At 65.7% G+C, this 26528-nt stretch carries 24 protein-coding genes; 11 read left to right on the top strand and 13 right to left on the bottom strand.

Translation table 11 applies throughout. The features are described from left to right. From AC0SZ7_RS01175 to AC0SZ7_RS01160, 4 genes are all read right to left on the bottom strand, one after another. The gene (locus tag AC0SZ7_RS01175; protein WP_475502606.1) at positions 1 to 726 is read right to left on the bottom strand and encodes a MotA/TolQ/ExbB proton channel family protein; all 726 of its coding nucleotides are present in this window, start codon (positions 724 to 726) and stop codon (positions 1 to 3) included. Between the two features lie 27 nt (positions 727 to 753). Then, complete coding sequence (locus AC0SZ7_RS01170; protein ID WP_475502605.1) at positions 754 to 1569, bottom strand: energy transducer TonB; 816 nt, start codon at positions 1567 to 1569, stop codon at positions 754 to 756. A gap of 227 nt (positions 1570 to 1796) precedes the next feature. Continuing rightward, positions 1797 to 3131, bottom strand: a complete 1335-nt coding sequence (locus AC0SZ7_RS01165) for an aryl-sulfate sulfotransferase (protein WP_475502604.1) — start codon at positions 3129 to 3131, stop codon at positions 1797 to 1799. A gap of 17 nt (positions 3132 to 3148) precedes the next feature. Next, a complete protein-coding gene (locus tag AC0SZ7_RS01160; RefSeq protein WP_475502603.1) occupies positions 3149 to 5512 on the bottom strand; it encodes a TonB-dependent receptor in 2364 nt (787 codons plus the stop codon). 178 nt (positions 5513 to 5690) lie between these two features. Between AC0SZ7_RS01160 and AC0SZ7_RS01155 the strand changes: the two genes are divergently transcribed. The 3 genes from AC0SZ7_RS01155 to AC0SZ7_RS01145 all read left to right on the top strand — a co-directional run bounded on the left by AC0SZ7_RS01155 (position 5691) and on the right by AC0SZ7_RS01145 (position 9506). Beyond that, positions 5691 to 6641 carry a LysR family transcriptional regulator gene (locus tag AC0SZ7_RS01155; protein WP_475502602.1) on the top strand — a complete coding sequence of 317 codons (951 nt, stop codon included), beginning with the start codon at positions 5691 to 5693 and terminating at the stop codon, positions 6639 to 6641. A 194-nt stretch (positions 6642 to 6835) separates the two neighbouring features. Then, positions 6836 to 7885 carry an ABC transporter substrate-binding protein gene (locus tag AC0SZ7_RS01150; RefSeq protein WP_475502601.1) on the top strand — a complete coding sequence of 350 codons (1050 nt, stop codon included), beginning with the start codon at positions 6836 to 6838 and terminating at the stop codon, positions 7883 to 7885. A 16-nt stretch (positions 7886 to 7901) separates the two neighbouring features. Continuing rightward, positions 7902 to 9506 carry an alkaline phosphatase family protein gene (locus AC0SZ7_RS01145; RefSeq protein WP_475502600.1) on the top strand — a complete coding sequence of 535 codons (1605 nt, stop codon included), beginning with the start codon at positions 7902 to 7904 and terminating at the stop codon, positions 9504 to 9506. A 77-nt stretch (positions 9507 to 9583) separates the two neighbouring features. On the opposite strand, the gene AC0SZ7_RS01140 is transcribed toward AC0SZ7_RS01145, so the two are convergent. After that, a complete protein-coding gene (locus AC0SZ7_RS01140; RefSeq protein ID WP_475502599.1) occupies positions 9584 to 10489 on the bottom strand; it encodes a TauD/TfdA dioxygenase family protein in 906 nt (301 codons plus the stop codon). 149 nt (positions 10490 to 10638) lie between these two features. Between AC0SZ7_RS01140 and AC0SZ7_RS01135 the strand changes: the two genes are divergently transcribed. After that, positions 10639 to 11559, top strand: a complete 921-nt coding sequence (locus AC0SZ7_RS01135; protein ID WP_475502598.1) for a LysR family transcriptional regulator — start codon at positions 10639 to 10641, stop codon at positions 11557 to 11559. A 28-nt stretch (positions 11560 to 11587) separates the two neighbouring features. Here AC0SZ7_RS01135 and AC0SZ7_RS01130 read toward each other — a convergent pair whose 3' ends face one another. Further along, a complete protein-coding gene (locus AC0SZ7_RS01130) occupies positions 11588 to 12580 on the bottom strand; it encodes an ABC transporter substrate-binding protein (protein ID WP_475502597.1) in 993 nt (330 codons plus the stop codon). A gap of 296 nt (positions 12581 to 12876) precedes the next feature. On the opposite strand from AC0SZ7_RS01130, the gene AC0SZ7_RS01125 reads away from it, so the two are divergent. Genes AC0SZ7_RS01125 through AC0SZ7_RS01115 form a run of 3 tightly spaced genes read left to right on the top strand, consistent with a single transcriptional unit; the run spans position 12877 to position 16923 of the window. Continuing rightward, complete coding sequence (locus AC0SZ7_RS01125; RefSeq protein WP_475502596.1) at positions 12877 to 14475, top strand: ABC transporter permease; 1599 nt, start codon at positions 12877 to 12879, stop codon at positions 14473 to 14475. A gap of 5 nt (positions 14476 to 14480) precedes the next feature. Further along, on the top strand, positions 14481 to 15296 hold the full coding sequence (locus AC0SZ7_RS01120; RefSeq protein WP_475502969.1) for an ABC transporter ATP-binding protein: 816 nt from the start codon (positions 14481 to 14483) through the stop codon (positions 15294 to 15296). A gap of 16 nt (positions 15297 to 15312) precedes the next feature. Further along, positions 15313 to 16923 (top strand): arylsulfatase, encoded by a 1611-nt coding sequence (locus tag AC0SZ7_RS01115; RefSeq protein ID WP_475502595.1) that lies wholly within the window; start codon positions 15313 to 15315, stop codon positions 16921 to 16923. Between the two features lie 74 nt (positions 16924 to 16997). Here AC0SZ7_RS01115 and AC0SZ7_RS01110 read toward each other — a convergent pair whose 3' ends face one another. Further along, a complete protein-coding gene (locus AC0SZ7_RS01110) occupies positions 16998 to 18071 on the bottom strand; it encodes a fatty acid desaturase (RefSeq protein ID WP_475502594.1) in 1074 nt (357 codons plus the stop codon). Between the two features lie 100 nt (positions 18072 to 18171). On the opposite strand from AC0SZ7_RS01110, the gene AC0SZ7_RS01105 reads away from it, so the two are divergent. Then, positions 18172 to 19176: an AraC family transcriptional regulator gene (locus AC0SZ7_RS01105; protein WP_475502593.1), complete on the top strand. Its 1005-nt coding sequence runs from the start codon at positions 18172 to 18174 to the stop codon at positions 19174 to 19176. On the opposite strand, the gene AC0SZ7_RS01100 is transcribed toward AC0SZ7_RS01105, so the two are convergent. Together AC0SZ7_RS01100 and AC0SZ7_RS01095 are read right to left on the bottom strand one after the other, a co-directional pair. After that, complete coding sequence (locus tag AC0SZ7_RS01100; RefSeq protein WP_475502592.1) at positions 19124 to 20548, bottom strand: heavy metal sensor histidine kinase; 1425 nt, start codon at positions 20546 to 20548, stop codon at positions 19124 to 19126. The two genes, AC0SZ7_RS01105 and AC0SZ7_RS01100, sit on opposite strands and share 53 nt — an antisense overlap. Beyond that, a complete protein-coding gene (locus AC0SZ7_RS01095) occupies positions 20541 to 21215 on the bottom strand; it encodes a heavy metal response regulator transcription factor (protein ID WP_475502591.1) in 675 nt (224 codons plus the stop codon). The genes AC0SZ7_RS01100 and AC0SZ7_RS01095 overlap by 8 nt, the downstream gene beginning before the upstream one ends. A 135-nt stretch (positions 21216 to 21350) precedes the next feature. Between AC0SZ7_RS01095 and AC0SZ7_RS01090 the strand changes: the two genes are divergently transcribed. Further along, entirely contained in the window at positions 21351 to 21818 is a 468-nt protein-coding gene (locus AC0SZ7_RS01090; RefSeq protein WP_475502590.1) for a GlcG/HbpS family heme-binding protein, read from the top strand. Between the two features lie 11 nt (positions 21819 to 21829). After that, positions 21830 to 22225, top strand: a complete 396-nt coding sequence (gene uraH / locus AC0SZ7_RS01085; RefSeq protein ID WP_473004900.1) for a hydroxyisourate hydrolase — start codon at positions 21830 to 21832, stop codon at positions 22223 to 22225. Positions 22226 to 22326: 101 nt separating this feature from the next. On the opposite strand, the gene AC0SZ7_RS01080 is transcribed toward uraH, so the two are convergent. Continuing rightward, a complete protein-coding gene (locus tag AC0SZ7_RS01080) occupies positions 22327 to 23016 on the bottom strand; it encodes a Crp/Fnr family transcriptional regulator (RefSeq protein ID WP_475502589.1) in 690 nt (229 codons plus the stop codon). 91 nt (positions 23017 to 23107) lie between these two features. Between AC0SZ7_RS01080 and AC0SZ7_RS01075 the strand changes: the two genes are divergently transcribed. Continuing rightward, positions 23108 to 23632, top strand: coding sequence for an Mpo1 family 2-hydroxy fatty acid dioxygenase (locus tag AC0SZ7_RS01075; protein WP_475502588.1), 525 nt, complete (start codon positions 23108 to 23110; stop codon positions 23630 to 23632). A gap of 78 nt (positions 23633 to 23710) precedes the next feature. Here the strand turns inward: AC0SZ7_RS01075 and AC0SZ7_RS01070 are convergent, their stop codons facing one another. The 3 genes from AC0SZ7_RS01070 to cysT are packed head-to-tail and all read right to left on the bottom strand — an operon-like array spanning position 23711 to position 26406. Next, complete coding sequence (locus AC0SZ7_RS01070; protein WP_475502587.1) at positions 23711 to 24700, bottom strand: sulfate/molybdate ABC transporter ATP-binding protein; 990 nt, start codon at positions 24698 to 24700, stop codon at positions 23711 to 23713. Positions 24701 to 24703: 3 nt separating this feature from the next. Continuing rightward, a complete protein-coding gene (gene cysW, locus AC0SZ7_RS01065) occupies positions 24704 to 25573 on the bottom strand; it encodes a sulfate ABC transporter permease subunit CysW (protein ID WP_416421559.1) in 870 nt (289 codons plus the stop codon). Between the two features lie 14 nt (positions 25574 to 25587). Continuing rightward, positions 25588 to 26406: a sulfate ABC transporter permease subunit CysT gene (gene cysT / locus AC0SZ7_RS01060; RefSeq protein WP_416421560.1), complete on the bottom strand. Its 819-nt coding sequence runs from the start codon at positions 26404 to 26406 to the stop codon at positions 25588 to 25590. Positions 26407 to 26528: the final 122 nt, after the last annotated feature.

Genomic DNA, 26528 nt, shown 5'->3' with positions numbered 1-26528 from the left:
TCAGGACGCCTCCTTCACTTTCTGGCCAGCACCGCCCTGGGCAGTCTTGGTCAGGGCCGGGTGCAGCAGCACCCGGAACTGGCTCTTCTGGGCCAGGCTGTAGAAGTCGTGGGCGAAATCGTCGAGGTCGGCGACGGTCAGCTTCAGGCGGCGCAGGAAGTAGTTGTAGACCAGGACTGCCGGCACGGCGACGGCGATACCCACGCCGGTGGCTACCAGGGCCGAGCCGATCGGGCCGGCCACGGTTTCCAGGCTGGCAGAGCCGGCGGCGCTAATGCCTTTCAACGCGGACATGATGCCCCACACGGTGCCGAACAGGCCGATGAAGGGCGAAGTGGAACCGATACTGGCAAGCACGGCCAGGCCGGTTTCCAGGGAGCGGCGCTCACGCACGATCTGTTGGCGCAGGGCACGCTCCAGGCGGTCCTGGTGGTTGATGGCCTGGCTCAGGTCAGCCGCATGGCCAGGTTCACCCACCTGGATGGCGGCGTAACCTGCCTGGGCCACGCGGGCGGCGGCGCCAGGCTGGGTCACGGTCAGTTCGGCGGCCGAATCAAGGCTCGACGCCGCCCAGAATTGCTTGTGGAACTTGCGGTCCTGGTTCTTCAGGCGGCCGAACTGGGTGCCCTTCAGCAGGAACAGGCCCCAGGTGGCGACGGAGAAGACGATCAACAACCAGATCACCGCGCCTTCGATGGATGCAAATGGGGAAGCCAAAGTACTCATGATGTGTATTCCTTGTGTTAGCGCGAATTAGCGGATCTTGAAGTCGATGGGAACGCTGACCCAACCGTCCTGGGCGACATCGCCCTGCTTGGCCGGTACGAAACTCCAGCGTTTGACGGCGGCAAGCGCGGCGTCATCGAGCTGATCGCGACCACTGCTTTTCTGAATCTGAATCTCGCCGGGCTTGCCCGTGGCCAGTACATGCACCCGCAGCAGCACGGTGCCTTCCCAGTTGCGGCGCATGGCCAGCGCCGGGTATTCAGGCGCCGGGTTATGCAAGTAACCGGCGTTGGCCGAAGCCGGGGTCACCGGCTTGGGCGCCGGTGGTGCTGGCGGAGCCGGTGGCGTGGGCGCAGCGACCGGTTGTGGCGGCGCTGGCGGTTGTTCCACCGGTTTTGGCACAGGCTTGGGCACAGGTTTTGCGACCTGCTTGGGTTTGGGTTTTGGCTTGGGCGGTGGCTTGGTGGCCAGTTCGTCCTCGACCGGTGGCGGCGGCTCGACCGGCTGCGCCACGGGCGGTGGCGGCGGCGGTGGAGGCGTTTCAACCACCGGCGGTGCCGGTTGAGAAAACTCGATGGTCATTGGCGGGATTTCTGGCGGCTTGATCGGCAGCGCGGCCAACGGTTCCTGGCTCAGCCAGTAAATCACCGCTCCATGCAGCACCAGCGCAAACACGCCGAGCAGAATCCCTTCACGCCGGCTCAGTACACCCTTGGGGGTCGTGTGCAGACGCGACTGGACCAGCGGCGCACGGTGCGCGCGGCCCAGGTCGACCAACTCGCCGCCTGGCGCCTGGCGCCGAAGCGCTTGGGGTGCACTGGCTGCGGTCTGGACATTGCCCATTGTTGTACTCCTGCGGTCTTCAGCGATAGCGCGAGGGAGGCCTCGCGAGGCGAATCATCGACGCCACACGCTTAGCGCTGAAAGTAATCTTTAAAGTTATACATAGACCTGTATGGAATATGCAGAACCCCTGTTTCGCCCCAGCCCTTGCCCTGCAAGGCCTGTAGCAGAGCGCTCGCAAGCCGATGCCTTGGCGGCATTTAAAATATTCCCCCAAGGCATGGCTTTCAGCGGCTGGCGTTGGCGTTTTTCAGCCCAGCGTCGGGGGCCAGCACGGCAGTCTCGGCGTGCGGCGTACCCTCGGGCACCCAGTCGTAGGCCACCGGCAAGGCGCGGTACACCCAGTTGCTCACCGCATCGCTGCCCGGTGCCTTGCCCTGGTAGGGGCTGACGTACTCCCACACGATCTCGCCCTTGTCGGTCACTTGGAAGAAGCGCCCGTTCATGCCTTCATCGACCAGCGTGTTGCCGTTGGGCAAGCGCCGGGCACTGCTGATGAACGAGCTGTAGAACGCCCAGGAAGGCTGCTTCGAGCTGGCGGCGGTGTACTGCCACACCACCTGCTGCTTGATGGGGTCGACCTCCAGCACGCGCGAACCCGGGGTCAGGCCCAGCGGCGCCGAGGGGTAGCCGGCGGTGCCCTGGTTGTCGAACACCAGCAGGTTGCCAGCGCCCGGCAGCCCGGCCGGAATGATGTGCACGTCATGCTGGCCAACGAACTGGTCCAGCGGCCGTGGCACCTGCTGGGCGGTCTTGGGGTTGATGGTTGGCAGGTTCGGGCCCAGGTGCCACACCACCTTGCCGCTGGCCTTGTCGATGATGGCGATGAAGTTGGAGTTGCGCGAATCCAGCAGCAGGTTGTCGGGGGCGAAGCGCTTGTCGCCGGCGTCGAACCACTTGTTGGGGCCCACCACGCTGAGGTTGTTGATGTGCAGGTAATCGGGGTTGTCGGTGGCGCGCACCAGCTTCAACTGCGCCGGCGTGAAGCCGAACTCGGTAAGGTGGTCGCTGGCCAGCCACTGCCATTTCACCTGGCCTTGCGGGTCCACTTCGTACACCACGTCGTCTATCAGTTGCGGCACCTTGAAGCCCGCCACCTTGTGCACCTTGTTGGCCAGCACCAGGGTGTTGCCGTTGCTCAGGCGGCGCTGGTCATGGTGCTGCTGGGCGGCGCCGCCTGGGGCCTTGTCGCCCCATTGCCACACCACCTTGCCGTTCCAGTCCAGCTCGCCGACGCTCTGGTTGGCCAGGCCGTTGCCGGCCGCCCCCAACGGGCCCGGCGCCTTGTCGCTGAGTTGCAGCAGCACATGGCCGCGCTCGCCCCCTACCAGCCTGGGGTCGATGATGGCCGACGGGAAGCCGTTGTGCGGCCAGTTTTTCACCTCGTTGCCGTCCATGTCGATCAGGTGCGTCTGCTTGTCGGCACCGGCGAAAATCACGTACTGGTTGTAGGCCTTGGCCGGGTCGTAGCGGGTCACCCCGGTGGGGTACACGCTGGGGGCGGCCTGGGCCACGCTGGCGAACACGGCACTGGCCAGCAACGCTGTCTTGAAGGCTTTCATGATCACGTCCTTTGTTGTCAGAAGTCGTAGCGGGCAGTCACGCCCAAGGTGCGCGGGTCGCCCAGGACGCCGCTGTAGCCGCCGTTACCCTCGGCCCACAGGGTGGTGTAGTAGGTCTTGTCGAAAGCGTTTTTCAGCCACAGCGATACGTCCCACTGACCCTGGCCGAGGTTGCCGCGAAAGCCGGTGCTGAGGTTGACCAGGCTGTAGCCCGGGATCTGTGCGTAGGCAGAGTCTTCCAGGGTGCCCACGGCATGGGAGCGGTACGAGTAGCTGCCGGTGACGTACTCTTCCAGGCCGTTATCCCAGTTCCATTTGTATTCGCCGTTGGTGTTGAACATGTATTTCGAAGCGCCCACCACCTGGTGGCCGGACAGGCTGCACGAGGCTGGCGCACCGGCCTGCAGGCTGACTTCCGGTGGGCACGGGGCATCCTTGTAGGACATGTAGCGAACGTCGTTGTAGGCGCCGTTGAAGTTCAGGGTCAGGCCCTTCACCGGAATGACCGTGCCATCCAGTTCCAGGCCACGCGAGCGCACGGTGCCGGCGTTGGTCAGGTACGACACGCGGTTCGCCGAGTCGTAGGCGTTGGCCTGGTAGCCATTGACCGTGGTCCAGAACAGGTTGGCGTTAAGCAGCAGGCGGCGGTCCCACAGGGTGCTCTTGAGCCCCAGTTCGGCATCGTTGGCACGCTCGGCGCCAATCAGCAGCGAGTCGGCACCGGCGGTGGGCGCGCTGCCCACGGCCAGGTTGACGCCGCCCGACTTCTCGCCGTGGGACACAGTGGCGTAGCCCATCAGGTCATCGGTGAAGTGGTAGCTCAAGTTGACCATGCCCGAAGGGCTGGCGCTGTACAGGCTGAGGTCGCCGGAGTTGTAGGCGCCGGCACGGCCGTTGCGGGCGGCCAGCGCAGCGCCGGTCACCGCAGCGCCGCCCACCGGTGCATCGCGCTCAACCCAGGCGCTCTTCTCTTCATAGGTGCCGCGCACGCCGGCAGTCAGGTCCAGCTTGGGCGTGAGGTGCCAGGTGCCTTGGGCGAACAGCGCAAAGCTGTCGGTATCGATATGGCCGTGGCCAATGCTGGTGACATTGGCCAGTGCGCCGGTGGCGGTGCCATTCCAGATATCGGCCTGGGGGCCGTAGTACGAGAACGATTTGTTGTCGGTCTTGGAGCCGAAATAGTAGCCACCCAGCACGTAGTCGAACGCCCCGCCGGTGGGCGATGCCAGGCGAAATTCCTGGGACCACTGCTTGTCTTCCACCGACACGCCGGCGTTGTAGGCGGCGGCCACGTTCAGGCCATCGTCGTTGCGCGGGGTGAAGTTCCAGAAGCGGTAGGAACTGATGGAGGTCAGGGTGAAGTCGCTGGGCAAACGCCAGTTGGCCTCTACCGAGCCGCCGCCCTGGTGCACGGTAACGTGCTGGCTGCCATCCAGGTTGACCTTGCGCGACCCCGGCTCCACCAGCGTGGCGCCCGCTGCCGCAGCACGGGTTTCGTACTGGTTGACGCCGTTGATGGTCGGCCCGGTGCTGAACAGCGTGCGCGTGCCAGAGCTTGAGTCTTCTTCGTTGTAGTCGACGATGGCGCGCAGGCTGAAGTCTTCGTTCGGTTTGAACAGCAGCTGCCCGCGCAGGCCGTCGCGCTCACCGCCGCCCAGCTTGTGGCCGTTCTCTTCGTTGGTGATGGTGCCGCCGCTGTCGCTGCGGTACACCGACAGGCGGCCTGCCAGCTCATCGGTGATGGGCCCGGAGATGGTGCCCTTGGTCTGCACGTAGCCATGCTGGCCCACTGAGCTTTCGATGGTGCGCTCGGGGGTGAAGCTGGGCGCACGGGTGGTGATGTTGATCACCCCCGCCGTGGTGTTCTTGCCGAACAGCGTGCCTTGCGGGCCGCGCAGCACCGCCAGCTGGTCAATGTCCATCAGGTCGAACACCGCCATGCCCGGGCGCCCCAGGTAGACGTTGTCGATGTACAGGCCGACGCTGCCTTCCAGGCCGTCGCTGGCGGGGTTGTTGCCCAGGCCGCGAATCGACACGCTGGACTGGCGCGCGTGCATGAACGCCACGTTGACGCTGGGCACCAGCTGCTGCAGGTCCTGAATGCGGTAAACGTGCTGGGCTTCCAGGGTGCTGCCGTCCACGGTGCTGATTGGCGTGGGCACGTCCTGGGCGCTTTCCTCACGGCGCCGCGCGGTAACGGTCACGGTCTTGAGGTGGGCACCATCGTCCTGGGCGGCGGGCGCCGCAGCGCTGGTGGGGACGACGTCGTCAGCCGCATGGGCCAGGGAAAAACTGGCGCTGCCGGCCAACAGCAGGGCCAGCGGCAGGCGCTTCAGGCGCCTGGCGGAAGTGGGGGCTGCGGGGGGTGACTGACGACTCATGGCACGGCTCCTTGGTGAGGGAACTGGGGGACGGCATTCGATGTGCCGACCACTCCGCATATTCCCTTCAGTTATTTGCATATGTTTTTCTAGAGATTTACTGCATAAGTGATTGCCTTTATAAGGAGTGCACCGGATGCATAGCAAATGCATTTGCCCGATACTTTTAATGTGAAAAATGCATATAGACCTGCGCCAACTCCGCCACCTGATCGCCCTCGCCGAACACCGCAGCTTCGTGGCCGCGGCCGTGGCGGTGAACCTGTCGCAATCGGCCTTCAGCCGCAGCATCCAGGCGTTGGAACACGCCGTGGGCTGCCAGCTGGTGGACCGTGGGCGCAAGGACCTGCCGCCCACCAAGCAAGGCCAGGTAGTGCTTGAACACGCCCGGCGGCTGGTCAGCGGCGCACGCCAGCTGAGCAACGAGATCAGCCAGTTCAATGGTCTTGAGGCCGGTGAGCTGCGCTTCGGCTGCGGCCCGGCCCCAGCCTCCTGGCTGGTGCCGTCGGCGGTGGGCAGCTTCATTGGCCGCTACCCCAAGGCGCGGGTGCATTTTCATGTCGATGACTGGCACAGCCTGAGCAAGCGGCTGCTCAGCGAGGAATTCGAGTTCTTCGTCGCCGACACCCGCCAGTTCGAAGCCGACCCCGACTACCACACCCACCGCCTGCGCCCGCGCAAATGGCATTTCTGCTGCCGCGCCGGGCACCCGCTGGCGCAACAGGCAACCGTGACCGCCGAGCAGCTGTTGAGCTACCCGCTGGCCGCCACGCTGCGCCCGCCGAACCTGCGCAAGGTGCTGGCCGACCTCAGCGGCCGCCCGGATTTCAGCCCCAATGTGGAATGCGAAAGCAGCTATGCCCTGCTGAGCGTGGTGCTGCGCTCGGACGCCATCGGTATCAGTGGCACTTACAGCGATGCCGTGCAGAACGCCGGCGGCGAGCTGGTGCGGCTGCGGGTGGAGGGGCTGGACGAGCAGCGTGACGAGCTGTTCACCCGCTACGGCATCGTCAGCCGCGCGGGCTATCGGCTGTCGCCGCTGGCCGAGGCGATGATCGAGGAGATCAAGCTGGTGGATGCGCGGGATGAGGGCGGCAACACCTACGACATCCAGAACCTGGCGGTGTAGGGGCTCCGTGGGAGCTGGCTTGCCAGCGAGCTTTTTGGCCCCAACAACTCGCTGGCAAGCCAGCTCCCACAGGATCAAAGGCGAAGCGTATGCATGCAACGCATACAAAGTATTCATTGAATGCGCTTGCCGAATACCCCTTCCCGATCGCGAAATAGTCGCTATTTCAGTGACTTGCGCAATCAGGAAGGCCCATGAAAAAGTTCTTCAAACCACTGCTGGGCATCGTCCTGGCCAGCCTGCTGGGCCAGGCCCAGGCAGCCGACCCCGTCACCCTGCGCATCGGCGCGCCTGACCAGGGCGCCGGCAGCACGCCGTTCATTGCCGGCCCCGTGGGCCTGGCGCATATCCAGAAACAGCTGGAGAACGAGTTCGCCGCCGACGGCGTGAAGGTGGAATGGCACTTCTTCAAAGGCGCCGGCCCCGCCGTCAACGAGGCCCTGGCCAACCAGCAGCTGGACTTCGCCTGGCTGGGTGACCTGGCGGCCATCATCGGCCGTTCCAGCGGCCTGCAAACCCGCCTGCTGCTGGGTGCGCGCGGCGCCAACACCTACCTTGCGGTAACGCCCAACGCCAATATCCACAGCCTCGCCGACCTCAAGGGCAAGCGCGTCGCCGTATACCGTGGCACCGCCGACCAGCTGTCGTTCGGCCGCGCCCTGCAGAGCCAGGGCCTGAAAGAACGTGACCTGCAAATCATCAGCCTGGACTGGAGCGCCTCGCGCGCAGCGTTGGCCAGCGGACAGATCGACGCCACCTGGTCGGGCATGGGTATCCTCGCCCTCGACAAGCAGGGCATCCAGTTCCCGCTCAGCACCAAGCAGCTGCCACGCCTGTCCACCACCCAGGCCGGCCTTGTGGCCACCCAGGACTTCATCGACAAACACCCCGACCTCACCCAGCGCCTGATCAACGTGCTGGTGAAGAATGCCGCCTACCTGACCGAGCCGCAGAACCAGGCGCCCTACAACCAGCTGATGGCTGAACAGAGCGCCATTCCCGCGCAGCTGTTCGCCAAGGAAAGCGCCGGCGACGACCTGAAGTTTCGCGAGTCGCCGCGCATCGACGCGTTCCTGCGCGCCAGCCTGCAGGACAGCATCGACCAGGCCAAGTCCCTGGGCCTGATCCGCCGCCCCTTCACTGCCGCCGACTGGGTAGAGCCGCGTTTCGTCGACGCCGCCGTGCAGCAGCAGAAACTCGACGCCCTGTGGCCGGCTTTCGACGCCACCGGCAAAGCCCTCTGACTTCCAGGTACCGACCATGACCGCGATCAAGAACGTGCTGTACATCATGTGCGACCAGCTGCGCCGCGACTACCTGTCGTGCTACGGCCACCCGCACCTGCACACCCCCAACATCGACCGCCTGGCCGCCGCCGGCGTGCGGTTCAGCCGTGCCTATACCCAGGGCACCATCTGCGGGCCGTCGCGCATGTCGGCCTACACCGGCCGCTACGTCAGCAGCCACCAGGTGGCCTGGAACGGCGTGCCGTTGCCGCTGGACGAGTTCACCATCGGCGATTACCTGAACCCGGCCGGTATCCGTACCGCCCTGGTGGGCAAGACCCACGCCACGCCCAACACCGACGCCCAACAGCGCCTGGACATGGCCCCGGACAGCGCCCAGGCCGAGCAGTTGAACGAGGTGGGCTTCGAACCCTACGTGCGCCACGACGGCCTGTTCCCCGACGACCCCATCTTCGACGGCAAGCGCGAAGGCGCGCCCTACACCCATTACCTGCGCAAACTCGGCTACGCCGGCCGCAACCCCTGGCATGACTGGGCCAACGCTGCCGAAGGTGCCAATGGCGAGATCCTCAGCGGCTGGAAAATGCGCAACGCCCACCTGCCGGCCCGCGTGCCCGAGCAGCACTCGGAAACGGTGTACACCACCGACCGCGCCATCGATTTCATCAGCGAGCAGGCCGAACATCCCTGGTGCCTGCACCTGTCGTACATCAAGCCGCACTGGCCCTACATTGCCCCGGCGCCGTACCACGCGCTGTACGGCAAACACCAGGTGCTGCCGGCCGTGCTGCCGCAGCCCGGCCAGGAGAATGACCACCCGGTGTACAACGCTTTCCGCCAGCACGAGGAAAGCCGCAACTTCTCCCGCGAGGAGGTGCGCCTCAATGTGATTCCCACCTACATGGGCCTGATCAAGCAGGTGGATGACCAGTTGGGCCGGCTGTTCGATTTCCTGCAAAGCAACGGCCGCTGGGATGACACCCTGATCGTCTTTACCAGCGACCACGGTGACTATTTGGGCGACCATTTCCTGGGTGAAAAGGAGTTCCTGCTGGAGCCGGCCGTGGGCGTGCCGTTGATTGTGCGCGACCCGCGTGCCGCCGCCGATGTCACCCGTGGCACCGTGGACGCGCGCCTGGCCGAGACCATCGACGCCCTGCCCACCTTCCTCGACGCCCTGGGCCTGCCCCCGGCAGACCACCGCCTGGAGGGCCGCTCGCTGATCCCGCTGCTGCACGGCCAGCAACCGGCCTGGCGCGACTTCGCCGTGGCCGAATACGACTACGCGTTCCAGGCGCCCGCCCGCGAACGCCTGGGCCAGGCCATCGACCGTTGCCGCATGTACATGGTGCGCAGCGACCGCTACAAGTACCTGGCCTACGACGGGCACCGCCCGCAGCTGTTCGACCTGCATGAAGACCCGCAGGAGCTGAATGACCTGGGCACCGATCCGGCGCTGGCCGGGGTGCGGGAGCAGCATCAGGGGTATCTGTTTGACTGGCTGCGCGGCTTGAAGCGCCGCACCACTATCAGCAATCGCGAGATTGATATGCGTGGGCAGCGCTTCCGCTATGGCGAGCCTGAGGAAGAGAAGCTGGTACCTATCGGCGTTTGGTAAACCGCGCATGCCCTGGACGCGGCCTGGCGGCCGCTGCTACACAAATCCCGTAGCAGCTGCCGCAGGCTGCGTCGCCTTCAAGCCCCGCGCGTGGTGACGCTCCGCTGCCCCGCCACGCCGACCGGCACTTCGCCCTGCAGGGTCACCCGGCGCACGATGCGTTCCTGGGTGCCGTAGTCGTCCACCGCGTAATGCTGGGTGGCGCGGTTGTCCCAGATGGCCACGTCGCCGGTGCTCCAGCGCCAGCGCACGGTGTTTTCCAGGCGCACCACGTGGCTTTGCAACAGGCCGAACAGGTGCGCCGAATCGCTGGCGTTATAACCCTTGATGCGCTTCACGAAGTGCCCCAGCAACAGGGTTTTTTCGCCGCTGATGGGGTGCACGCGCACCACCGGGTGCTCGGTTTCGTACACCGTGGAGGTAAACACCTTGCGGTAGTTTTCCAGCTTTTCCGCCGACACGTCGGGCTTGGCCGCGGCGTAGTCGTATTCGTTGCTGTGCACCGCCCAGAGCTTGTCGGCCAGTTCCTGCAGCGGTGCCGGCAGGTCGTTGTAGGCCGCCGCAGTGTTGGCCCACACGGTGTCGCCGCCGGCTGCCGGGGCGATCACCGAGCGCAGGATGGAAGCCTTGGGGTAGGCGTCGACGAAGGTCACGTCGGTGTGCCAGGAATTGGCGCGCTGGCCGTCGGCGCCGCTCAGCTGCATCAGGTAGCGGGTGCCGTCACGCACCGGCACGGTGGGGTGGGCAATGGGCTCGCCCAGCAGGTGGGCAAAGGCTTCCTGGCTCTGGTCGTCGAGGTGGGTCTGGCCACGGAAGAAAATCACCTTGTGCTGCACCAGCGCAGCCTGGATGGCCGCGACGGTGGCAGCATCCAGTTCGGCGCCCAGCTTGATGCCGCGGATCTCGGCACCGATGCGGCCGGCAACCGGGTGAATATCCAACGCAACGGCGGTGGGGTTTGTGGCGACGGTGGCATTGCTCATGGTTCGACCCTCTTCTCTCTATGCATATAAGCATTAGTTCTAGATGAATCACCAATGCTTCGTTGACGGAATAAGAGCTTGCATTTAAAACCTCAACCCACCCGCTGTACCAATACCTTCGACCTATTTTTCAAATGCCGGGAATGCATATGGATCTGCGCCAACTGCGGTACTTCATCGCCCTTACCGAACACCGCAGTTTCGTGCGTGCCGCCGACGCCATGGGCATCACCCAGCCAGCCTTCAGCCGCAGCATCCAGGGCCTGGAGCAGGAATTTGGCTGCGTGCTGGTGGACCGCGGCAACAAGGATCTGCGCCCAACCCCGGAAGGCCAGGTGGTGCTGCAGCACGCCCTGAGCCTGGTGCAGGGCGCCGCCCTGCTGGCCAGCGAAGTGACGCAAATGACCAAGCTCGACGCCGGCGAGCTGCGCTTCGGCTGTGGCCCCGCGCCCGCCGTGCGGCTGGTACCGGAAGCGATATCGGCGTTCGTGCGCGCCCACCCCAAAGTGCGCACCTGTTTCGAGGTGAACAACTGGGAGAAACTGAGCCGCGCCCTGAGCCGCGAGGAGATCGAATTCTTCATCGCCGACATTCGCCATTTCGAAGCCGACCCCAATTTCCAGACCCAGCCACTGACACCCCGGCGCGGGGTGTTCTTCTGCCGCCCGGGGCACCCGCTGGAGCACAAGGAAAGTCTGTCCACCAACGACATGTTCGACTACCCGCTGGCGGCCACGCTGATCCCGCCCGGGGTGCGCAAGCTGCTCGCCAACCTCAGCGGCAAGACCGACTTCAGCCCGCACATCGAGACTGAACACGTGCCCACGCTGGTGAAGATCGTGCTCAACTCCGATGCGATCGGCCTGTGCACCGAGGAAGGCTTCGAGGAAGACAGCGCCGACCGGCGCCTGGTGCGGCTGCACTGGCGCAACCTGCCGCAGAACCTGGAAAGCCTGAGCGCCCGCTGCGGCATTGTCAGCCGCATGGGCTACCGGCTGTCACCGGCGGCGCGGGCGATGATTGATACGATTGTGGAGATTGATGCGCAGCCAGCGGCGAAGGCTGGCTGAGCGCAGCTTGGCGGCAGCGGCTACAGGGTTAGCGGGCCGCCCACTCCGCCACCTTGAACGGCTTGCGAATCAAGCGTTCCTTCGCCGCCAAATCCACCGACGCCTGCAAGGTGCCCAGGAACTGCGGGTCCAGGGTGGACGGGAATACCTGGCTCAGCCGGTCATTCTTCAAGTCCTGCGCCAGGATGGCCGGCGGGTAGCTGGCCACCTGCGACACCAACTGCACGTAGGCGTCCTTGTTGCTGTCCTGGGTCAACCACTCCACCGCCGTGCCCTGCGCCTTGAGCAGCTGCGCGACGATGTCGGGATGGGCATCGACGAACGCCCCGCTGCCCACCAGCACGCTCTGGATGCTGCCAGCATCACCCAGGTCGCGGGTGTTCAGCGGTAGTTCGGCCAGGCCCTTCTGTTGCAGGGCAATCACGCTGTTCAAGCCCCAGGTGGCGTCGATCTGTTTGGCGGCCAGCGCCGACTGGGCCGCACCGTAGTCCAGGTTCACCACCTTGATGTCCTTCTCGCTGAGGCCCTGGCTGGCCAGTGCGGCGTCGAACGACAGCTGGCTGGGGTTGCCGCGGAAGATGCCTACGCGCTTGCCCTTGAGGTCTTGCAGGGTTTTGATCCCCGAGCCCGGTTGCACCGCCAGGTACTGTTTTACTCCCCGTGCGCTGGCGCTGAGCAGGCGGGTGTCGAGGCCGTTGGATTTGCCGATGATGGCCGCCAGGTCGCCCAGGTAGGCGAAGTCCACCTGGCCGTTGGCGAAGGCTTCGTTGATCACCGGGCCTGCGCCCTTGAAGAAGGTCCACTGCACCTTGATGCCATCGGCCGCGAAGGCTTTTTCAAACAGCTGCTGTTGCCGCAGCACGTCCACCACCCCGCCGCCACTGGGCTGGGCGCCGGCGCTCAGGTCAGGCACGGCAATACGAATTTCCTTCACCGCGTCGGCGTAGCTGGCCAACGGCGCAAGCGCCAGCACGGCGGGAAGGGCGAACCGGCTGATAGCGCGGGCAAGGGCATTTCTCATGGTGGGTGCTCCTGGCTGAATCACGTTTGGCGCCCAGTCAGACACAGGTCTGGTGATTTCCATAAATACTATAAATTCACATTTTAGTTACTTATAGGAATAAGCAGGCGCTTGATGAGGCGTGCGCGGCCCATGCATGGAGTGCATCGAAAATATTCCAAGAATGCATTGGATGCGTTGCGCGCTTGAGCCTTAAATGGCACCTCTTATCTCCATATCTGCCGTTAATTATTATTTATATAGCGGATAAGAATAAGCAAATAGCCTTACGCAGTAGCCGACAACGGAGGTCTGACATGGCCCGCGAATCGCTTCTCAGTGTGCCCCTGGCAACACCCCTCAGCGCCAGCAAGCGCACCGGCCCCGGGCTGGGCCAACGCCTGCAACCCTTCCTGCTGCCCGCCCTGCTGTTCGTGCTGTGGTGGCTGGCCGCGCGCAACCACTGGATGAGCGAGCAGATTCTGCCCGCGCCCTCGCTGGTGTGGCAGAGCGCGCTGGACCTGGCGGGCAACGACCTGCCCGCCAACCTGTGGATCAGCCTGCAGCGGCTGTTCTGGGGCTTGCTGGCCGGCATTCTCGGCGGTGCGCTGCTGGGCGCCTGGATGGGCGCCAGCCGCCGCGCCGAGCGCCTGGTGCTGCCGACCTTCACGGCCCTGGCGCAGATCCCGACCCTGGCCTGGATTCCGCTGTTCATGGTGTTCTTCGGCATCGGCGAATTGCTCAAGCTGGTGGTGCTGATCAAGGCCATCGTGGTGCCGGTGACCCTGCATACCCTGGTGGGCGTGCGCGATGCCCAACCACGGCTGCGCGAAGCCGCCGCGGTGCTGCGCCTGCCGCCGCGCCTGCTGATTCGCCGGCTGGTGCTGCCGGCCGCCCTGCCCTCGTTCATGGCGGGCGTGCGCCTGGCCCTGGGCGCCGGCTGGTCGTCGCTGCTGGCAGTGGAGCTGCTGGCTTCCAGCGAGGGCATCGGCTACCTGATGGTGTGGGCGCGGCAGCTGTTCATGCTCGATATCGTCTTCGTCTGCGTGGTGGTGATCGGTGTAATAGGCGTGGTCATGGACAAGGGCATTGCCCTGGCCGACCGCAAGCTGGTGCACTGGCCCCACGCGGCCACCGCCGCACTGCCGCGTACCGCCCGCAGCCAGGGCCTGGACCGCCTGACGCCGTGGCTGCTGCCGGCCGCGCTGCTGGTGCTGTGGCAGCTGGCGAGCCAGCTGAACTGGGTAGACGCCAACATTCTGGCCGCGCCGCTGGCGGTGCTGCACACCACCTGGGCCGGCCTTGCCGACGGTTCACTGCTGACCGCCATGGGGCTTAGCCTGGGCCGCACCGTGGGCGGCCTGCTGCTGGGCGGCGGCCTGGGCTTTGCGCTGGGGCTGCTGCTGGGCCTGTCGAAAACCTCTGAACGGGTGCTGGGCCCCAGCCTGGGCGCCCTGCGCCAGATCGCCATCTTCGCCTGGGTGCCGCTGATTACCGCCTGGTTCGGCCTGGGCGAACCGGCCAAGTGGGTGTTCGTGGCCCTGGCGGCGTTCTTCCCGCTGTTCATCGCCACCCACCGCAGCGTCGCCAGCCTGTCGCCACAGCTGGCGGAAGCGGCCCAAGTGCTGCGCCTGAGCCTGTGGCAGCGCCTGCGCCGGCTGATTCTGCCGGGGGCAGCGCCAGGCATATTCGCCGGCCTGCGCCTGAGCCTGATCTACGCCTGGCTGGGCACCATCGGCGCCGAATACTTCATGCCATCCAACGGCGGCATCGCCAGCCTGATGATCGGCGCCCAACAGTTGATGCGCATGGACCTGATCATGAGCGGCATGCTCCTGGTCGGCATCACCGGCGCGCTGCTCAACGCCCTCGGACAACGCATCGAAGCGCGCGCCACGCGCTGGAGACACGCATGAACGCACTGACCCACCCAATCGTCAGCTTCAACCACGTTGGCAAGCAATTCGACGTCGACGGCGGCACCCTGGAAGCCATCCGCGAGTTCAACCTGCAGATCGCCGAGGGCGAGTTCGTCGCCATCGTCGGTTCCAGCGGTTGCGGCAAGTCCACCCTGCTGCGCTTGCTGATCGGCCTGGACACCGACTTTCGCGGCGAGATCCAGGTCGACGGCAAGGCCGTGAAAGGCATCGGCAGCGAGCGCGGCATCGTCTTCCAGGAACACCGGCTGTTCCCCTGGCTGACTGTCGAGGAAAACATCGGCCTGGGCCTGGTCAACGAGGCGCTGAGCAACGAGCAGCGCCAACGCCGCGTGCAGGACTTCATCAACCTGGTGGGCCTCAAGGACTTCACCCGCGCCTACCCGCACCAACTGTCCGGCGGCATGGCCCAGCGCGTGGCCATCGCCCGTGGCCTGGTGGCCAGCCCGCGGATCCTGTTGTTGGACGAGCCCTTCGGCGCCCTCGATGCCCTGACCCGCCAGCAGATGCAGGACGAACTGCTGGCCATCCGCGCGCGCGCGCGCATCACCACGGTGCTGGTGACCCACGACGTCGAGGAAGCGATTTTCCTCGCCGACCGCGTGGTGGTGATGGAACCGCGCCCGGGGCGCATCAAGCGCGTGGTCGAGGTCGACCTGCCCCACCCGCGCCAGCGCAGCAGTTTCGAATTCCACCAACTGCGCGAAGAGCTGCTGCACGAACTGACCAGCGACGACCACTACGTCGCGCCCAACCCGGTGCAGATCCGCGATCTGCCGCCGGCTTTCATCGCCTGCTGAGCAAAGGAACCGCACGATGCCCCAACGTCCCAATTTCCTGGTGATCCTGGCCGACGACCTCGGCTTTTCCGACATCGGCGCCTTTGGCAGCGAGATCGCCACCCCGCACCTGGACAAGCTGGCGTTGGCCGGCCTGCGGCTGACCGACTTTCACACCGCCCCCACCTGTTCGCCTACCCGTTCCATGCTGCTGACCGGCACCGACCACCACATCGCCGGCATCGGCACCATGGCCGAGGCGCTGACGCCCGAGCTGATCGGCAAGCCAGGCTACGAGGGTTACCTGAACGACCGCGTGGTAGCCCTGCCGGAGCTGCTGCGCGAAGCCGGCTACCAGACGTTGATGAGCGGCAAGTGGCACCTGGGCCTGACCGCCGAGCTGGCGCCCCATGCGCGCGGCTTCGAGCGTTCGTTCTCGCTGCTGCCGGGCGCGGCCAACCATTACGGGTTCGAACCCACCTACGACGACAGCACCCCGGGCCTGCTGCGCTCCACCCCCGCGCTGTACATCGAGGACGACACCTTCGTTGACGAGCTGCCCAAGGACTTCTATTCCTCGGACGCCTTCGGCGACAAGCTGCTGCAGTACCTGAAGGAGCGCGACCAGAGCCGGCCATTCTTCGCCTACCTGCCCTTTTCTGCGCCGCACTGGCCGTTGCAGGCGCCAGCCGACATCGTCGCCAAATACAAGGGCCGCTACGACGCCGGCCCCCACGCCCTGCGGCAGGAGCGCTTGGCCAGGCTGCGCGAACTGGGCCTGATCGACGACGCCACCGAGGCGCACCCGCTTCTGGAACTCAACGCCGAGTGGAGCAAGCTCGACGACAGCCAGCGCCAGGCCTCGGCGCGGGCCATGGAGGTGTACGCCGCCATGGTCGAGCGCATGGACTGGAACATCGGCCGGGTGGTGGAGTACCTGCGCCAGCAGGGCCAGCTGGACAATACCTTCATCCTGTTCATGTCCGACAACGGTGCCGAAGGCGCGCTGCTGGAAGCCTTCCCCAAGTTCGGCCCCGAGCTGCTCAGCTACCTGGACGCCCACTACGACAACAGCCTGGAGAACATTGGCCGCGCCAACTCCTACGTCTGGTACGGCCCCGGCTGGGCCCAGGCGGCCACCGCGCCGTCGCGGCTGTTCAAGGCGTTCACTACCGAAGGCGGCATCCGCGTGCCGGCGCTGATCCACTACCCGCCGCTGGCACGGCAGAAGCAGATCGGCCATGGCTTCGGCACGGTGATGGACGTGACCCCCACCATTCTCGACCTGGCCGGCGTGCGCCACCCCGGCACGCGCTGGCGTGGCAAGGACGTGGCGCCGGTGCGCGGGCGTTCGTGGCTGGGTTACCTGTCGGGCGAAACGCCCACCGTGCATGACGACAAGACTGTCACCGGCTGGGAGCTGTTCGGCCAACGTGCCATTCGCCAGGGCGACTGGAAAGCGGTATGGATCCCCGGGCCGATCGGGCCGGCGACCTGGCAGCTGTATGACCTGAGCCGGGATCGCGGCGAGGTGCATGATTTGGCCGCCAGCCACCCGCAGAAGTTGGCGGAATTGATTGGCGAATGGCAGAAGTATGTTGAGGAGACAGGGGTAATCCTCAGCAAATCCCCGTTCCAACCCGACTAACCCCCGTAGCAGCTGCCGCCAGGCGGCGTCCGCAGGCACCGTGAGGCCCTCCCGGACGCGGCCTGCGGCCGCTGCTACGGGTTGGCTTGCGCTACCGGGGCCGTGGCTTCATTCGCCACCGGCGTAAACCGGTTCGCCCGCGCAAACGTGCCGAAATCATTGAAGCGCACGCCCATCTCCGCCATCACCTTGTGCGCCACCCCCGCCGTCATCTGCCGAATGTAGAAGGGTTCCTTCACCACGAAGTGGTGGATGCCATGGGTGCTGCCGAAGTTGAAGCAGAACGCGTGCAGCGGCCACAACCACCAGGCGTTCAACACCTGGGTCTGTTGCATCACGTTGCCCAGCTCCACGTCGCCGTAGTAGTGCATGTTCGAACTGATGAAGTGCAGGCAGAAAGTGCGCAGCACGTTGGGCCCGACGATCACCACCACCGCCACGTTCACCACCTGCATGGCCGCAAGCGTGCCCGCCGACCAGTCGATGGGCGCGCCCAGCAGCCAGGCCACGCCGTTGGCGGCATGGAAACCGAGGAACACGTACCAGGTGCCCCAGTTCAGCAGCGCCAGCGGTGCGTAGACCCGCAGGGTGCGCTTGAGGATGCTCCACTTGTGCGCCCAGGTCTTGGCGCGCAGCATGCGGATCAACGATGACATCACGTTGTCGCCCACCATCAGCAGGCGCACGATGCCCCAGGGCTCGCCGTTGGTGATGGCGCGCTCTTCCATGTCGGTCTCGGTGCCCGAAACCTTGTGGTGGTTGAGGTGCAGGTGCCGGCGGATCCACGGGTTGATGGTGCTGGGCCGCGCCAGCCACACCAGCGCCAGCATCAGGTTGTGCGGCACCCGCTGCTTGCGGAAATACATGCTGTGAATCAGGTCGTGTTCCAGTTCATGGGTCAGCGAAGCGAAGAAGGCGTTCAGCAGCAGGCACGCCCACCACGCCATGTAACCCTCGATATAGAGCGCCGCGCTGCCAACCATGCCCAGCAGCGAGAAGGCCAGGATGCTGGCGCCGATGGCGTCCTGATGCTTGAGAATCGGGTAGCGGCGGCGCAATTCATCGCCCTTGGCCATCACTACCTGGCGAATATGTGCGCTGCGTTGCTGTGCATTCAGTCTGTCGGGGCTTGCACAAGTGCGGTCCATGCTTCCATCCTCTTGTTATGGATGGGTCGACTCTGACCCGGAATCAGCCAAGGAACGCTAGCCATGGACGCCAACCTGTTGACTTCAGGCGCCATTCGTCATGACTGAACCGACCTCGCTTGCCAGCTGGACCCGCGCCTTGCGCAAGCAACTGGACGCCCTGGGCCTCGACAGCACCGCGCTGTGCGAGAAGGCCGGCCTCGACCTGCAGCACATGGACGACCCCAAGGCCCGCTACCCGCTGTCCGCCACCACGCGCCTGTGGCAACTGGCGGTGCAGGCCAGCGGCGACCCGGCCATCGGCCTGCGCGTGTCGCGCTACGTCAGCCCCACAACCTTTCACGCCCTGGGCTACGCGCTTGTCGCCAGCGAGAATCTGCGCGAGGTGTTCGAGCGCATCGTGCGCTACCACCAGGTGGTCAGCGACGCCGTGGTGCCGCACCTGAGCCGCGAAAACGGCCGCTATGTGTTCCGCCTGGAAGTGCCCGAGGGCAGCCCGGCCCCGGCGCCAGAGGCCATGGACGCCTTCGCCGCCATTTACGTGCGCACCTGCCGCAACCGCCTGGGCCGCGACTACGCGCCGCTGGGGGTGTGGCTGACGCGCCCGCCGCCGGCCGACCCGACGCCCTGGCACACGGTTTTCCGGGCGCCGGTGCACTTCAATGCGCCGTGCAACTGCCTGGAATTCGCCTGCGTGGATTTCGAGTGCCACCTGGACGACGCCAACCCCGAGCTGGCCGAGCACAACGAAGCGGTGCTCAACCGCACCCTGGAGCTGCTGCACCCGCTGACGTGGGAACGGCGGGTGCGCAATGCCATCGAGCACCATTTGCCCAATGGCGTGCCCTCGGCCGACCAGATCGCCGAGTCCATGCACCTGAGCCTGCGCAGCCTGCAGCGCCACCTGGCCGATGAAGGCTGCCGCTACGATGCGCTGCTGGACCAGTGCCGGCAGAACCTGGCATTGGCCTACCTGCGCGACGCTGAAGTCACGCTTACCGAGATTGGGTTCCGCCTGGGCTTTGCCGACGCCAGCAGCTTCAACCGCGCGTTCAAACGCTGGACGGGGCTGTCGCCGGGGCAGTTCCGCGACCGGATGGTGTGAATACCAGGCTGAAAACAGTGGCCTGCGGGTCACTGCTGACGGTGACCTGGCCGCCATGCAGTTGCATGATCGAGCGCACGATGGCCAGCCCCAGGCCACCGGAGTCGCCAGGCTCGGCCCGTGAGGCGTCGACCCGGTAGAAGCGGTCGAACAGCCGGCCCAGGTGCTGCGGTTCGATGGGCTCGCCCTGGTTGCTGACCTTCAACTGCGCGTCCACCCGTGTCAACGTCACCGTGCTGCCTGGCGTGGCATGGCGTACGGCGTTGGCCAACAGGTTGCCCAGGGCCCGCTGCAACAGCTGCAGGTCGGCGTCCAGGCTACCGCGCAGCTGGTTGTCCAGGCGCAGTTGGCGGTCTTCGGCCAGCGCTTCGAAATACGCGCACAGGTCTTCGCCCAGCGCGTGCAGGTCCACGGCCTGCAGGTTGAGCAGGCGCTGGCCATGGTCGGCGCGGGCCAGGAATAGCAGGTTCTCGACCATGCGGTTGAGGCGTTCGAACTCTTCCACGTTCGACGCCAGCAGCTCCTGGTATTCATCACTGCTGCGCGGCTGGCTCAGGGCCAGGCCGTTGCTGCCCAGCAGGTTATGCAGGGGCGTGCGGATCTCGTGGGCAAGGTCGGCAGAGAACTGCGACAGGCGCCCGAAGCTGTCGTCCAGGCGGGCGAGCATGCCGTTGAGCGCCTGCACCGGCTCGTGCAACTCGCTGGGAACCGCGTGCAACTGCAGCCGCCGGTCGAGGCTGCGCAGGTCGATCTGCGCCACTGTGCGGGCCATTTGCCGCAGCGGCAGCAAGGCCCGGCGCAACAGCAGCAGGCCCACGGCAAACGCCAGCAACGCACCGGCCCCAGCCGCCAGGTACACCCGCAGGCGGTAACTGGCCAGCATCGCTTCGCGCTCGGCCAACTGCTTGCCCACCACCACCGTCAGCGCTTCGCCCCGTGGCCCCTGGGCCTGGCCGGCCAGCAGCAGCAACGGCGCTGCGCCCGTCGCGCGCCAATCGTGAATATCGGCACGCTGTGGGCTGCGCTGCTCGGGGATCGGCGCCACTTGGGGCACCTGCTGCCCGCGCGGGTTTATGGCGATCACCGGGGTGCCGTCGGCGCGGTTCACCAACAGCAGGCTCTCCTGGTTGCCGAGCATGTTCTGGTAGAGCCTGGGGCGCTGTTGCAGGGCGTCCAGGCTGTCGCTGTCCTGCAGCAGCGCGCGTACCTGTTCCAGGCGGCCGAGCAAGGCCTGGTCGTCACGGTAGGCCAGCTCCGACTCCAGGCTGCGGTACAGAAACACCCCGGCCACGCCCAGCACCAACGCGCACACCGCCGCGAAAGCCAGGGCCAGCCGCCAGGCCAGCGACGGCCCGCGGTTCGGTTCACTCATCGGGGCCGTCCAGCTGGTAGCCGACGCCGCGCACGGTGTGAATCAGCTTGGGCATGAAGGGGTCGTCGACCTTGGCGCGCAGGCGGCGCACGGCCACCTCGACCATGTTGGTGTCGCTGTCGAAATTCAGGTTCCACACCTGCGAGGCGATCAGCGTGCGCGACAGCACCTCGCCACGGCGGCTGGCCAGCAGCTGCAACAGGGCGAACTCCTTGTTGGTCAGGGCAATGCGCTGGCCGGCGCGGCTGACCCGGCGGCGCAGCACGTCCAGTTCCAGGTCGGCGATGCGGTAGTACTCGACTTCCCGCGTGGGCCCGCGGCGCAGCAGGGTGCGCACCCGCGCCAGCAGTTCGACGAAGGCGAACGGTTTCACCAGGTAATCATCGGCACCCAGCTCCAGCCCGCGCACCCGGTCTTCGATGGCGTCCTTGGCGGTGAGGAACAGCACCGGGGTGTCACCGCGCTGGCGGATCAGCTTGAGCAACTGCCAACCGTTAAGCCCGGGCAGCATGACGTCGAGGATGATCAGGTCGTAGGCCTGCTCCTCAATGAAGTGCCGCCCATCCAGGCCATTGAGCGCCACGTCCACGCTGAACCCGGATTCACCCAGGCCCTTGGCCAGGAACCGGGCCGTCTTGGCTTCGTCTTCAACCACCAGCAAATGCATCGTACACCTCGTTTGCGCAGGCCATAGGCTAGGCCTGTTGGCGGCGCTTGCCCATTACAAAGTTGTAATCAGGCTGACGGGGTTCTGTGGGCATGCGCCCGGTAGCCTGCCGGCACCTGATTACGGAGCCGTCCCATGCCGCTCAAACCCTTGCTGTTCAGCCTGGCCGCCCTGGCCTCCCTGCAGGCCCAGGCCGCCCTGCCGCAGCACCCCGAGCTGGACCTGGCCAACGCCCGCCGGCTGGTGGACGCCGCGCCCTGCCACGCCGCCATCGCCGTGCTGGACCGCGGTGGCAACCCGATCCTGGCCCAGCGCGCCGACGGCGTCGGCCCGCACAACGCCGATGCGGCGCGGCGCAAGGCCTACACCGCGCTGTCGACCAAGACCCCTACCCGCCTGTTCGCCGAGCGCGCCCGCAACAACCCGGAAGCCGCCAACCTCAACACGCTTGGCGAGCTGTTGCTGCTGGGCGGCGGCATTCCGCTGTTCGAAGGCCGCGAGCTGGTGGGCGCGCTGGGCGTGGCCGGGGCCGGCGGCGCCGAGCAGGACGAACAATGCGCAACCACTGCCGCCAGCGCCCTGGGCCTGGCCATTCACCCTTGAAGGAGCTACCGATGAAACTGATGCTGGCCCTGGGCCTGAGCACCCTGTCGAGCCTGGCCATGGCGGCCAACCCGCTGAGCGTGCACGTGTTGAACCTGGAGAACGGCGTGCCGTCGCCGGGCGTGGAAGTGACCCTGGAGCAGCACGTGGGCAAGGACTGGCAGATGCTGGCCCACGGCACCACCAACGAACAGGGGCGCATTGCCGAGCTGTTCCCGGCGGACCACACCTTCGTGCAGGGTGAATACCGGGTGGTGTTCAAGACTGGCGATTATTACAAGCGCACCGGGCATGAGACGTTCTTCCCGGAGATACCGGTGATCTTCCAGGTGAAGCAGACGGATCAGCACTACCACATTCCGCTGCTGCTGAGCCCTTATGGCTTCAGCACGTACCGCGGTTCGTAAAAAGCACCCCTACCCTCTGTAGCAGCGGCCGCCAGGCCGCGTCACAGGCACCGCAGTGTGGCTGATGGTTCGCGTGGGCCCGACGCCGCCTTCGGCAGCTGCTACAGGGTTGCGGCGTGCTTGAGGGCATTGAGGTTGAGGATTTCGATCTCGCCGTAGCTGAGCCGCAGCACTCCCTGCTGTTCCAGTTCTTTGAGGATTTGGTTGGTAGTCTGCCGCGACAACGACAACATCATCGCCAACTGCTCCTGCCCTAGCCGAATAACCCGTCGCGCCCCCTCCACCTCGCCGTACCCCTGGGCAATCAGCAGCAGCCGGTGCGCCAGCCGTGGCGCCGCCGCCAGCAGGCTTTGCTGCTCAAGCATGACAAACGCCAACCGCAGTTTCTGGCTCATCAGCAAGGCAAATTCCCGCCAGTAACCGGGGGTGGCCGCCAGCAGCGTCAACAGCGCACCCTGGGGCACCCATACCAGCACGCAATCTTCCTCGGCATAGGCGTCATGGGTGCGCGGCTGGCCGTCGAACAGGGCGATTTCGCCGAACCACTGTGGCGCCTCCACCAGCGCCAGCAGCGCCTCCTTGCCCTGGGCGTTCACCGCACCGATGCGCATGGCGCCCTCCACTACCGCATACAGGCCACACGGCGCATCACCGCGCTGGAACAGGCAGGCGCCTGCCGGCAGGCGGCGCACGCGGGCGGCCGCCAGCACACTATCCTGAAGGCTGGGTGGCAAATGTGCGAACCAGTGCCCGCTGAGCAGGCGCGGGCGCCAGGCGGTGACGTCGTTCATGAAGCCTCTCGTACAGGTTTGTCGGCTAGCCGACAGAGCATGGGCCAGCGAACGGGCATGATCAATCATCACCCACCCTGAGGGCACAACAATGAAAAACCTCGTGCAGCACCTGAGCCAATACGCGGCCTACCACCGCGACCCGCGCAACATCGCCAGCCATTTCATCGGCATTCCCATGATTGTGGTCGCCGTGACGGTGCTGCTGTCGCGGCCCGGCGGTTGGCTGGCCGGCGTGTGGGTCAGCCCGGCGCTGTTCGTGGCGCTGGCGTCGGCGTGGTTCTACCTGCGCCTGGACAAGCGCTTCGGCGCGCTGATGACGCTGCTGCTGGGGCTATGCCTGTGGGCCGGGCAGGCGCTGGCGGTACAGGCCACCATGGTGTGGCTGAGTGCGGGGCTGGGGTTGTTCGTGGTGGGCTGGGTGATTCAGTTTGTCGGCCACTACTGGGAGGGCCGCAAGCCGGCGTTCGTGGATGACGTGGCGGGGTTGATTGTGGGGCCGTTGTTTGTGGTGGCCGAAGCTGGGTTCTTGCTGGGCCTGAGGGAAGCATTGAAGCGGGACATCGAGGTGAGGGCTGGGGCAGTGGGCGCCAAGAATAAATCTGCTGCGGTCTAGGGCCTCTTCGCGGGCTTCGCCCGCTCCTACAGGGATCGCGCAATCCTGTAGGAGCGGGCGAAGCCCGCGAATGCGATCCTACAGGCTGGCAACCTTCTGCCATACCTTGGGCTTGAAGAACAGCGTTTCCCCCTTGGCCAGGCCGGTCAGGCTGTCGTGGTCCTTCACCACTTCGGCCTCGATCAGGTCTGGCTGGCCTTCCACCTTCAGCGTCACCCGGGTGGTAGCACCCAGCGGGCGGATGTCACGCACTTCGGCAGCGTGGTGGCCTTCCACCTCGGAGCGTGACAGCGACACCTCGTGCGGGCGGAACAGCACGTGGTTGTCTTCGCCCAGGTGCAGGCGGTTCGAATCACCGAGGAAGTGGTAGACGAAGTCGCTGGCCGGGTTCTCGTACACCTGGCCCGGCGAACCGATCTGCTCGATCACGCCCTTGTTCATCACCACGATGCGGTCGGCCACTTCCATGGCTTCTTCCTGGTCGTGGGTGACGAATACCGAGGTCAGGTTGATGTCTTCGTGCAGGCGCGCCAGCCAGCGGCGCAGCTCCTTGCGTACCTTGGCGTCGAGGGCGCCGAACGGCTCGTCCAGCAGCAGCACCTTGGGTTCCACCGCCAGGGCGCGAGCCAGGGCGATACGCTGGCGCTGGCCACCGGACAGCTGCTCGGGGTAGCGGTCGGCCAGCCAGTCCAGCTGCACCATGTTCAGCAGTTCGTGGACCTTCTCGGCGATGCGCGTCTCGTTGGGGCGCTCGCCCTTGGGCTTCATGCGCAGGCCGAAGGCGACGTTGTCGAACACGGTCATGTGGCGGAACAGCGCGTAGTGCTGGAACACGAAACCGACGTTGCGGTTGCGCACGTCGGTGCCCGACACGTCCTCGCCATGAAACACGATGCTGCCATCGTCGGGGGTTTCCAGCCCGGCGATGATCCGCAGCAAGGTGGTCTTGCCACAGCCCGACGGGCCCAGCAGGGCCACCAGCTCGCCACTCTGGATGTCCAGATTGATGGAGTTCAGGGCCTGGAAGGCGTTGAAGCGCTTGCTGACATTACGAACTTCGATCGACATGAATTATTCCTCCGCAGCGCTATGGCGCAGGCGGTTAATACGGTTCTCGCTCCACTGCTTGAGCAGCAGGATGAAGAGCGCCATGACCAGCAGAAGGCTCGCGACCGCGAAGGCGGCGACGTGGTTGTATTCGTTGTAGAGGATCTCGACGTGCAGCGGCAAGGTGTTGGTGACGCCACGGATGTGCCCGGACACCACCGACACCGCGCCGAACTCGCCCATGGCCCGCGCAGTACACAGCACCACGCCGTAGATCAACCCCCACTTGATGTTCGGCACGGTGACATGCCAGAACATCTGCCAGCCGTTGGCGCCCAGCAGGCGCGCGGCCTCCTCTTCCTGGGTGCCCTGCTCCTGCATCAGCGGGATCAACTCACGGGCCACGAACGGCACGGTGACGAAAATGGTCGCCAGGACGATGCCCGGCAGGGCGAACACGATCTGGATGTCATGGTCGGCCAGCCACGGGCCGAACAGGCCCTGGGCACCGAACATCAGCACATAGACCAGGCCGGCAATCACTGGCGACACCGAGAACGGCAGGTCGATCAGCGTTACCAGGATGGCCTTGCCACGGAACGAGTACTTGCTGACGCACCAGGCGGCGCTGACACCGAATACCACGTTGAGCGGCACCGAGATCACCACGGCGATAACCGTCAGCTTCAGCGCCGACAGCGCGTCGGGCTCAAGGATGGCGGTGAAGAACTCGCCCACGCCCTTGCTCAGGCCCTGGGACACGACGATGAACAACGGCAACAGCAGGAACACCGCGAACACCAGCCAGCCCAGGCCGATCAACACCGTGCGCGACAGTGCGCTGCCACGGCGGGCGGCGTTGGCGCTGGTAGCGGCAATTGAAGATGCAGACATATCCGACGCCTCCTTCAAGGGGTTTCGATGCGCCGCTGCAGCAAGTTGATCAGCAGCAACAGGATGAAGGAAACCACCAGCATCATCACGCCGATGGCGGTGGCGCCGGTGTAGTCGTACTGGTCCAGCTTGACCATGATCAGCAGCGGCAGGATCTCGGTCTTCATGGGCATGTTGCCGGCGATGAAGATCACCGAACCGTACTCGCCCACGCCCCGGGCAAACGCCAAAGCGAAACCGGTGAGCCAGGCCGGCAGCAGCGCTGGCGCCAGGATGTAGCGGAACACCTGCAGCGGCTTGGCGCCCAGGCAGGCGGCGGCTTCCTCGACTTCACGGGGGATGTCGGCCAGCACCGGCTGCACCGTGCGCACCACGAATGGCAGGGTCACGAAGGTCAGCGCCAGGGTGATGCCCAGCGGGGTATAGGCGATCTTGAAGCCCAGGCTCTCGGCGAACTGGCCGACCAGGCCGTTGGGGGTGTACAGCGCCGTCAGGGCGATGCCGGCCACGGCGGTGGGCAGCGCGAACGGCAGGTCGATCATGGCGTCGATGATCTTGCGCCCGGGGAAACTGTAGCGCACCAGCACCCAGGCCAGCAGCGTGCCGATGATGCCGTTGACGATGGCCGCGCACAGGGCGGTGCCGAAGCTCAGCTTGAGTGCCGCCAGCGTGCGCGGCGAGCTGACGATGGCCCAGAACTGGTCGAAGGTGAGCTGGGCGGCATGGACGAACATCACCGCCAGGGGAATCAGCACAATCAGGCTGAGGTACACCAAGGTGTAGCCCAGCGTCAGCCCGAAGCCGGGTATGACGGGGGAGATACGACGCGACATAAGTGTCCTTGGTACTGGATTGGTAAAAACCCCATTGTTGCGGATGCAGGTGTGGGGGGGGGGGGGGGGGGGGCGGGGGTTTGGGTGGCGAGAAAGCGGGGCGCCCCCCACCCCCACAACAC

The sequence above is a fragment of the Pseudomonas sp. JC1203 genome (assembly GCF_056175065.1).
This window is presented reverse-complemented; position numbering and strand designations above follow the sequence as displayed.